The sequence below is a fragment of the Priestia sp. USM5 genome (assembly GCF_058323215.1).
This window is the reverse complement of record NZ_JBSGKN010000009.1, coordinates 48,890-58,973: the sequence shown is the minus strand read 5'-3', so window position 1 is coordinate 58,973 and position 10,084 is coordinate 48,890. Positions and strand designations below refer to the sequence as shown.

At 36.4% G+C, this 10,084-nt stretch carries 7 protein-coding genes; 1 reads left to right on the top strand and 6 read right to left on the bottom strand.

The features are described 5' to 3' along the window. Positions 1–251 precede the first annotated feature (251 nt). From gyrA to dnaA, 6 genes are all read right to left on the bottom strand, one after another. Positions 252–2,762 (bottom strand): DNA gyrase subunit A, encoded by a 2,511-nt coding sequence (gene gyrA / locus ACWATA_RS28995; protein WP_033580879.1) that lies wholly within the window; start codon positions 2,760–2,762, stop codon positions 252–254. 126 nt (positions 2,763–2,888) lie between these two features. Continuing rightward, a complete protein-coding gene (gene gyrB / locus ACWATA_RS28990) occupies positions 2,889–4,805 on the bottom strand; it encodes a DNA topoisomerase (ATP-hydrolyzing) subunit B (protein ID WP_028411910.1) in 1,917 nt (638 codons plus the stop codon). 240 nt (positions 4,806–5,045) lie between these two features. Further along, a complete protein-coding gene (gene recF, locus ACWATA_RS28985; protein ID WP_013054823.1) occupies positions 5,046–6,164 on the bottom strand; it encodes a DNA replication/repair protein RecF in 1,119 nt (372 codons plus the stop codon). A gap of 14 nt (positions 6,165–6,178) precedes the next feature. Then, on the bottom strand, positions 6,179–6,394 hold the full coding sequence (yaaA, locus tag ACWATA_RS28980; protein ID WP_013054822.1) for a S4 domain-containing protein YaaA: 216 nt from the start codon (positions 6,392–6,394) through the stop codon (positions 6,179–6,181). A 100-nt stretch (positions 6,395–6,494) separates the two neighbouring features. After that, positions 6,495–7,631, bottom strand: coding sequence for a DNA polymerase III subunit beta (gene dnaN / locus ACWATA_RS28975; protein ID WP_013054821.1), 1,137 nt, complete (start codon positions 7,629–7,631; stop codon positions 6,495–6,497). 186 nt (positions 7,632–7,817) lie between these two features. Beyond that, positions 7,818–9,161, bottom strand: a complete 1,344-nt coding sequence (gene dnaA, locus ACWATA_RS28970) for a chromosomal replication initiator protein DnaA (protein WP_028411911.1) — start codon at positions 9,159–9,161, stop codon at positions 7,818–7,820. 754 nt (positions 9,162–9,915) lie between these two features. Between dnaA and rpmH the strand changes: the two genes are divergently transcribed. Further along, positions 9,916–10,050: a 50S ribosomal protein L34 gene (gene rpmH / locus ACWATA_RS28965; protein WP_013059930.1), complete on the top strand. Its 135-nt coding sequence runs from the start codon at positions 9,916–9,918 to the stop codon at positions 10,048–10,050. Positions 10,051–10,084 lie beyond the last annotated feature (34 nt).

Here is a 10,084-nt window from a genome sequence, read left to right as displayed (position 1 = left end):
CGTTTAAAAAAATAAAAATTAACGTTGACGTTTACTATTTCGTTCAGTTTTCAAAGAACTCTTGTCTTAAAGCGACTCCTATATAATAACACTTTATAAGAATCATTGTCAACACTTTTATATAACTTTTTTTAAAACTACTAAAAAACTTATATGTGTTTTGCTGACTTTTTATATATTACCAAAATAAAAAGCCTATGGCAAGGTTTTTTTACATAAAAAAAAAGCCCCTGCTTTTTCAGGGGCTTTTTTTATTCTTCCGTTTCTTCAGCTTCAATTATTACATCTGTCTCTTCATGTTCATCTAATTCATCTAATACTTCGTCTTCATCTTCTGAAGTTTGTACTTTTGCAACCGTTGAAACAAACTCTTCGTCTCCTAAACGGATGACTTTGACACCTTGTGTGTTACGGCCCATTTGTGAAATATCTGAAACAGAAACACGGATAAGAACGCCGCTTACTGTGATAAGCATAATATCTTCTTCTTGAGATACGCATTTCAGTGCGACAACATCACCATTTTTATCAGTGATATTACATGTTCTTAAACCTTTACCGCCTCTTGTTTGTACACGATATTCCTCAATCGGCGTACGTTTTCCGTAACCATTTTTCGTAATGATCAAGATATCTGATTGTTCTTCGAGAATCTCCATACCGATTACTTCATCTTCTGAATCGAGAGTAATCCCTTTAACTCCAGTAGCTGTACGTCCCATTGAACGAACATCATTTTCATTAAAACGAATTAACATACCCTTCTTCGTTCCAATAACCATATCGCGCTTACCATCTGTCAATTTAACAGAAATCAATTCATCTTCTTCTCTTAAATTCAAGGCGATAAGTCCGCTATTTCGAATGTTCTCAAAAGAAGATAAAGGTGTACGCTTAGAAATTCCTTGTTTTGTAGTAAAGAATAGATACCAATCGTCTACAAATTCATCGACGCGAATGATGGCATTTACCCATTCACCTTTGTCTACTTCTAATAAGTTAATAATAGGTATCCCTTTAGCCGTTCTTCCATACTCTGGAATTTCGTATCCTTTCGTACGGTAAACTTTTCCCTTATTTGTAAAGAAGAGAATCGTATCATGAGTAGACGTTGTTAGAAGATGTTCAACGAAATCATCTTCGTTTGTATTCATTCCTTGAATACCTCTTCCGCCTCTTCGCTGACTCTTATACGTAGAAACAGGCAAACGTTTAATATAGCCGTTGTGCGTTAAGCTAATAACAATATCTTGGCGAGGAATCAGATCCTCGTCTTCGATAATTTCAGCTCCTCCGCTTACGATTTCTGTTCGACGGCCGTCATTGAATCTTTCTTTTACTTCTATTAGTTCTTCTCTAATAATTTCTAATACTTTTTCTTCATCTGCTAAAATAGCTTTTAATTCAGCAATTAGCGCTAATAAAGATTGATATTCCGCTTCAATCTTCTCTCGCTCTAATCCTGTTAAACGCTGCAGGCGCATATCCAAAATAGCTTGCGCTTGTTTTTCAGATAACGAAAACTGCGTCATTAATCCTTCACGTGCAATATCTGTTGTTTGAGAACCTCTAATTAAAGCAATAACAGCATCTAAATTATCAAGAGCAATCTTTAAACCTTCTAAAATATGCGCACGTGCTTCGGCTTTTCGAAGTTCAAATTCAGTACGACGACGAATCACCACTACCTGATGGTCTAAATAGTACTGTAGACATTGCTTTAAGTTCAATACTTTTGGCTGTCCATCTACTAATGCAAGAGTATTAATACCAAAACTTGTTTGAAGAGATGTCTGCTTATATAAGTTATTTAATAAAACATTTGCATTTGCATCACGTCTTACTTCAATAACAATACGCATACCCGAACGGTCAGACTCATCTCGTAAGTCCGTAATTCCATCAATCTTCTTATCACGAGCTAGCTCGGCAATTTTTTCAATTAGCTTTGCTTTATTTACTTGGTATGGAAGTTCATGAACAATAATAGTTTGTTTACCATTGTTTTGTTCTTCAATTTCTACTTTTGCGCGAACAATAATAGAACCTTTCCCAGTTTCATAAGCTTTACGAATCCCGCTGCGGCCAAGAATTTGTCCTGCAGTTGGGAAATCCGGTCCTGGAATAATCTCCATTAACTCTGCAATTGTGATATCAGGGTCTTGACTTACAGCTAAAACGCCGTCAATGACTTCCCCTAACTGATGCGGAGGAATATTTGTCGCCATACCTACCGCAATTCCGGCTGAACCGTTTACAAGTAAATTTGGAAATCTAGCAGGTAATACAATTGGTTCACGTTCAGAACCGTCATAGTTATCTTGATAATCAATTGTATCTTTATTGATGTCACGTAACAGTTCCATCGAAACTTTTGACATTCTTGCTTCTGTATAACGCATAGCTGCTGCTGCATCTCCATCAACAGATCCAAAGTTTCCATGACCGTCAATTAGCATATAACGATAGCTAAAATCTTGTGCCATACGAACCATTGTTTCATATACAGCTGAGTCACCGTGTGGGTGATACTTACCAATTACTTCTCCTACGATACGAGCTGATTTTTTATATGGCTTATCCGATCCCATACCTAAATCATTCATTGCATATAAAATACGACGGTGCACGGGCTTAAGTCCGTCTCTTACATCTGGTAAAGCACGCGATACAATTACGCTCATTGCATAATCTAAAAAGGATGCGCGCATTTCTTGACTAATATTTACTTCTCTTATTTGAGAGTTTGGTTTATCTGACATCGATAAGAACCTCCTTCGCGAAGTTCAGTATAGTAATTCATATATATGTAAACGCAGGATAGAACCTATCTCTATCCTGACGTTTATATACCCTTTATAAAAAATATAAAGGGTATTACCGTTCATTTAAATATCGAGATTTTTTACGTACTGAGCATTTTCTTCAATGAAATTACGGCGCGGTTCTACTTTGTCGCCCATTAAAATTTCAAATGTCTCATCAGCTTCAATTGCATCTTGCAAGTTCACCTGAAGAAGGGTACGGAATTCTGGATCCATTGTTGTTTCCCATAATTGTTCAGGATTCATCTCTCCTAAACCTTTGTAACGCTGAAGGTTTGGTTTTGCGCCTTCAGGGAAAGAAGCTAATACCTCTTCTAATTGACGATCGTTGTACGCGTACTCTACTTTTTTACCTTGTGAAACTTTGTAAAGCGGCGGCTGGGCAATGTACACATATCCGTGCTCAATAATCTGTCTCATATAGCGATAGAAGAACGTTAGAAGAAGCGTACGAATATGCGCACCATCTACGTCTGCATCTGTCATAATCACAATTTTATGGTAGCGGGCTTTCGAAATATCAAAATCGTCACCAATACCCGTTCCTAGAGCGGTAATGATTGTACGAATTTCGTTATTAGATAAAATTTTATCTAAACGCGCTTTCTCTACGTTGATAATTTTACCGCGCAAAGGCAAAATAGCTTGGAAATGACGGCTTCTTCCCTGCTTAGCTGAACCTCCGGCAGAGTCACCCTCTACTACATAGAGTTCGCTAATAGAAGGATCTTTTGATGAACAATCTGCTAATTTACCCGGTAAGTTTGAAATTTCAAGCGCGCTTTTACGTCTTGTAAGCTCACGAGCTTTTTTAGCTGCCATTCTTGCTCTTGCAGCCATTAAACCTTTTTCAATTACCTTTTTCGCCACAATAGGGTTCTCTAGCAAGTAAGTTTCTAAGTGTTCTGCAAACACAGAGTCAGTAATTGTTCTTGCTTCACTATTTCCCAGCTTTGTTTTTGTTTGTCCTTCAAACTGCGGATCTGGGTGCTTAATAGAGATAATAGCTGTAATTCCTTCACGAACATCTTCACCCGTTAAATTGGCGTCACTATCTTTAAATACGCTGTTTTTACGTGCATAGTCGTTAATTACACGCGTTAACGCTGTTTTAAATCCTGCTTCGTGCGTTCCACCTTCATATGTGTGAATGTTGTTTGCGAAAGAATATAAATTACTTGTGTAGCTATCGTTATATTGAATAGCAATTTCTACAGAAATGTTGTCTCGATTACCTTCAATATAGATCGGCTCTTCGTGAATCACTTCTTTCGAACGGTTTAAGTGTTCAACGTAAGACTTAATTCCGCCTTCGTAATGGTATTCACGTCTTTTATCTTCTTCACGTTTGTCTTCAATCGTAATTTTAATGCCGCGGTTTAAGAAAGCTAACTCACGCAGACGATTAGCTAACGTATCAAAATCGTATTCAAGCGTTTCTGTAAAAATTTCACCGTCTGGATGGAATTGAATAACAGTACCTGTTTTATCTGTTTCTCCAACTACTTTTAAGTCAGCAGCCGGTACACCTCGTTCATATTTTTGATAATGAACTTTACCGTCACGATGTACGTGTACTTCCAAAGAGGTAGAAAGTGCGTTAACAACTGAGGCACCTACACCGTGTAATCCACCAGATACTTTATAGCCGCCGCCGCCAAATTTACCTCCGGCATGAAGAACCGTTAAGATAACTTCAACGGCAGGTCTGCCCATTTTTTCTTGAATACCAACTGGAATTCCACGACCGTTATCTTTGACTGTAATACTATTATCCTTTTCGATAATAACATTAATTTCATCGCAATAGCCGGCCAGCGCTTCATCAATACTATTATCTACAATTTCCCATACAAGATGATGTAAACCCTTTGCGCTCGTCGATCCAATATACATCCCCGGACGTTTACGAACAGCTTCTAATCCTTCTAATACTTGTATCTGATCAGCTTCATATGCTTGTACTTCTTTTTGTTCCATCGTCAAATGTATCACCTACACTTTTTTTTAACAGCAAACTGCTGTATTTATCATTTTGTATTATGTTTTTCGAATATTATGTGGAAATAATACGGAGCCTTTAATGTATTTGCCATTTGTTTACTTATGCACAAAATTTTCATAATCGAGGGTACGAGTTGAAATATATAGACTTAAAACTATAATGATATCATATTTCAGTTAGATTGCCTTGTGAAAAGTTTTTAGACAGATCAATTGCTATTTGACCTTTTGAATTTGGCCAGCTTCTACATGATATGTAGCCGCTTTTTCTAAGGTCTCGTGATGAATTCCTTCAATGCTCGTTGTCGTTACAAACGTCTGAACTTTTCCTTGAATGGTATTTAGCAAGTGTGATTGACGAAAATCATCTAATTCAGACAATACGTCATCTAAAAGCAAAATTGGATATTCACCTACTTCTTGATGAATTAACTCAATTTCAGCAAGCTTTAACGATAAAGCAGTCGTCCGCTGTTGCCCTTGTGAACCAAATGTTTGAACGTCTTTTTCATTAACGTAGAAAAGAAGATCATCACGGTGTGGTCCTGCTAAGGTGACACCTCTATCAATTTCTCTACTTTTTATTTTATCAAACTTTTGATGATATGCTTCTAACATTTTCGACAAATCTGCATCTTCTGATACATCAATTGAATTCTTATACTCAATTTTTAATGTTTCTAAGTCTCGACTGATCCCTTTATGAATAGGCTCTGCCCACTGTTGGAGTAACTGTAAAAACTCAAAACGTTTTTTTAAGATTTTCGCTGCCATTTCACTTAACTGTAACGTAAGTACGTCTAAAAGTGAAAGATCCGTTTGTTTTTTTGTCTGCAGCTGCTTCAAATATTGATTTCTTTGCTGCAAAATCTTTTGATACCTGCTTAAATCATGCATGTAAACAGGCGAAACTTGACCAATTTCCATATCGATAAATTTGCGCCTTACTTGCGGACTCCCTTTAACTAGGTTCAAATCCTCCGGAGCAAACATGACAGTGTTAATTGACCCTATATATTGACTGAGTTTTTTCTGCTCAATGTGATTATATTTTGCTTTTTTCCCTTTTGTTGAGATGACTAAATCCAGTGTAACGGGCCCTCTATGCTTTTCTACAATGCCCGATAGCTTTGCATACTCACAGTCCCATTTAATTAATTCTTTATCGTTGGACGTACGATGAGATTTAGCCATAGATAATACGAAGATCGATTCCATCACGTTTGTTTTACCCTGTGCGTTTTCACCCAAAATGACGTTTACTTTATTTTCAAAGGGAATCGTTGTCTTCGTATAGTTTCGGTAATTTGTTAAAGTAATTTCTTTAATATACAAACGTTTCACCAACTTTAAGTAATAACAACAAATGATCCTGCAGCCGGTATATCCACTTCGTCATTTGCATATAATTTACGTCCGCGGCGCTCTTCTAGCTCCCCGTTCACATATACTTCGTGCTCACTTAAAAACCATTTTACCATTCCACCTGTTTGAATGACGTCTGCTAGTTTTAAAAACTGGCCAAGCGTAATGTATTCAGTTGAAATTTTAACCTCTGTTTTCATGCGACTCTCTCACTTTCTAATGATGTATCTCTATTTTACTAAATAATTCTTCTTGAGAAAAGAAAGCTACTAGTACGGCATGCTAGTAGCTTTCTGAGATTTAATATGTTCGCACTGGTAAAATCAGCTGCAGCATTGAATCATCCTCTAATGTTCGAATGACAAATGGACGCATCGCACCAGTGAAGTTAATTTTGATATCTGTTCCTTCGAGCGCTTTTAATGCGTCTAACATATATTTTGCGCTAAAAGAAATTTTTAATTCTTCTCCTGAGATAGACTGGCTTTGTACCTCTTCAATTACTTTTCCGATTTCAGGAGAGTTAGAAGAAATTTCAACAATTCCTTCATCTAGCGTAGATAGTTTTACTACGTTGTTTCTTCCTTCACGAGCTAATAAAGAAGCACGGTCAATCGATTGTAAAAATTCTTTTACGTTCAATATAACATCCGTTTTACTATCGGCTGGGATCAATCTTGAAGTGTCAGGATAATTTCCGTCCAGTAATCTTGAGAAAAATAGTAAGTGTTTTGTTTTGAATAATACTTGATTTTCCGTGATAACGATGTCTACTAATTCATGAGAATCATCAAGGATCTTACTGAATTCACTTAAACTTTTACCTGGAATAACCACATTATACGTTGCTTCATTTCCAGTTTCAATGGTCGCTTTTCGCAAAGCTAGACGATGACTGTCAGTGGCAATACACGTTAATTCTTTGCCGTCGACTTTCCAGTTTACACCTGTCAAGATAGGTCGTGTTTCTGAGGTGGACACTGCAAAGACAGTTTGTCGAATCATGTTTTTTAATAAGTCTGTCGGTAATCTAAACATGTTGTTTTCTTCGATCTGTGGCAAATGAGGATACTCTTCTGCATCTAAACCATTTAAGTTAAATTCAGCTTTTCCTGAACGAATGATTGTTAAAAAGTGACTTTGGACGTCCAATTCTACGATGTCTTTAGGAAGCTTTTTGACGATTTCACTAAAGAAACGAGCTGGGAGAACAACGCTTCCTGGTTTTTGGATATCAACAATCTCTTTTCCTTCTTCCTCGTTTGGAATAAACGATTCAATAGAGATATCGGAATCACTTCCGGTTAAAGTAACACCTTCTTCAGTCGCTACAATTTTAATCCCTGTTAAAATTGGAATTGTTGTTCTAGAAGATACAGCTTTCATAACGTCTTGAACGCTTTGAACTAGGTAGTCTTTCTGTATGATAAATTTCATAATAATTAATCCTCCTTAAAAGTAGGTTTAAAAGCTTATTATTTATTATATTTTAAGATAGTAGTAGTAATAGGGGCTGTGGAAATGTGGATAACCCCTAAAAACGTGAGAACACAGCCTATCCACATGTGGACAGACTGTGTACAATCCTAACTCACTTATACACAAAATACAAGTAAAAAAAGCCTATATTTTTAGTGATTCACTTATTTCTTTAATTTGTTTTTGTAGGTCAGTATCTGTTTGAACAAGTTTTGAGATTTTTTCATGAGCATGGATGACCGTAGTATGGTCTCGCCCGCCAAACTCTTCTCCAATTTTAGGAAGCGAAAAATCCGTTAGTTCGCGAGAAAGGTACATGGCAATTTGTCGAGGAAACGCTACTGACTTTGTACGTTTCTTCGCTTTGAAATCATCTAATTTTATATTAAATTCTTGTCCAACAATCTGTTGGATATCTTGAATCGTAATAACCCTAGGTTTTGAACTAGGAATGATATCTTTTAATGCTTCTGCTGCTAAATCAGCGTTTATATCTTTATTAATTAGTGAAGAATAAGCTACTACGCGAATAAGTGCTCCTTCTAATTCTCTGATATTTGAATCAATCTGATTGGCGATATAAAGCATAACTTCATTTGGAATAACTAAGCCGTCCGCTTTTGCTTTTTTACGCAAAATAGCAATTCGTGTTTCCAAATCTGGTGGTGTGATGTCTGTAATAAGGCCCCATTCAAAGCGAGAACGAAGTCGATCTTCAAGTGTAGGAATTTCTTTCGGCGGTCGATCACTTGAGATGACAATCTGCTTGCTTTCTTCATGAAGCGTATTAAACGTATGGAAAAATTCCTCTTGTGTCTGCTCTTTACCCGCTAAGAATTGAATATCATCAATCAGTAAAACATCTACATTGCGGTATTTGTTGCGGAATTCTACTGCTTTATTGTCACGAATAGAGTTAATAAACTCATTTGTGAATTTTTCAGATGATAAGTACACGACTTTAGCGGCAGGATTATGATCTAACACATAGTGGCCTATTGCGTGCATTAAGTGTGTTTTACCTAATCCTACTCCCCCGTAAATAAAAAGCGGATTATACGCTTTAGCCGGCGCCTCTGCTACTGCTAAAGAAGCTGCATGGGCAAAACGATTCCCAGATCCGATAACAAATGTATCAAAGGTATACTTCGAATTTAGCATACTTTGAGGGAATTCTGCTCCTTCGTCTTTATTGACTTTCTTTTTAGGAGTTTGAATATCGAATTCTTCCTCGGCCTGGTTAGGAGGAATAATAAATTTCACATCTAACTCTTCCCCCGTAAGGTCGTAAAGTGTTTCAGCAATTAAATTAGAATACCTAGATTCTAACCAGTCCCGTGCAAAATCATTAGGCGCAGTAATAATGAGCGTGTCTCCTTGCAAAGCATGAGCTTTTGTCGATTTGAGCCAGGTTTCAAAACTAGGTTTGCTTAATTTTTTTTCAATTTGATCTAAAGCTCTGTTCCATAAATCATGAATGTTTTCCAACGAGTAACCCCTCCTTTTTCTAGTTTTCATGCGCTTTGTACAACCCTTGTACAACCTGTACAAAACCTTATGCATAAAAAATTTATATTTATACAATTGCTATTATGTGGGTAAATATATATTATAGAAGAAAGCCGACTATTCGACAGATTCCACATGGTGTGGATAACTTTATACAGTGATAGTGGAAATGATGTCCACAAGTTGTCCACAGTTTGTGGATAAAAACCAACTGTGGAAAAGTAATTAAGAGTGAAAACAAAAATATAATATCAAAGAATTCGGCATGATGCAATGAATTTTCGAAACTTATCCACAATCACTACACCTTGTGGAGAAAAGTTTTCCACAACACAAGATAGTGTGCATGAGTTGTCGATAAGAAATGGAAAAGTAGAAAAATGTCGAAAAAACTTATCCACAAAGGTTTAAGAGAAGAATTTGAATAAAAAAGAGGCTTTTTATAACATTTATTGTTGTAGTTTTGTTCAGTAACGATGCGATCGCAGCTGGTAGAGAAAGAAAAAGAGATGAAAAGGAAAAATTTTTTCTTTAATAAATCAATGAATTTTATTGATTAGGTATAGACAATTGGGTTATAAAGATATTAGAATGAAGAAGATTGAGTAAAACAGATAATGAAACCAAGAGATTGAAAATTTTATTTTTTAAATAACATTGACATCTTCTTAGTCTTTTCATTATAATTGCAAGGACTGTCTTTTTCAGTTATTCCTCGAGGAGGTGTTTATAGATGAAAAGAACTTACCAACCAAACAAACGTAAGCACAGTAAAGTACACGGTTTCCGCGCTCGTATGAGCTCAGCGAATGGACGTAAAGTTTTAGCTCGTCGTCGTCGTAAAGGAAGAAAAGTATTATCAGCATAATAGACCACTGACGCCAGTGGTCTTTTTTCGCTTT

What these genes read in the sequence shown, in the direction of transcription:
- gyrA (WP_033580879.1), bottom strand. Translation starts at nt 2,762, where the DNA reads ATGTCAGATAAACCAAACTCTCAAATAAGAGAAGTAAATATTAGTCAA.
- gyrB (WP_028411910.1), bottom strand. Translation starts at nt 4,805, where the DNA reads ATGGAACAAAAAGAAGTACAAGCATATGAAGCTGATCAGATACAAGTA.
- yaaA (WP_013054822.1), bottom strand. Translation starts at nt 6,394, where the DNA reads ATGAAAACAGAGGTTAAAATTTCAACTGAATACATTACGCTTGGCCAG.
- dnaN (WP_013054821.1), bottom strand. Translation starts at nt 7,631, where the DNA reads ATGAAATTTATCATACAGAAAGACTACCTAGTTCAAAGCGTTCAAGAC.
- rpmH (WP_013059930.1), top strand. Translation starts at nt 9,916, where the DNA reads ATGAAAAGAACTTACCAACCAAACAAACGTAAGCACAGTAAAGTACAC.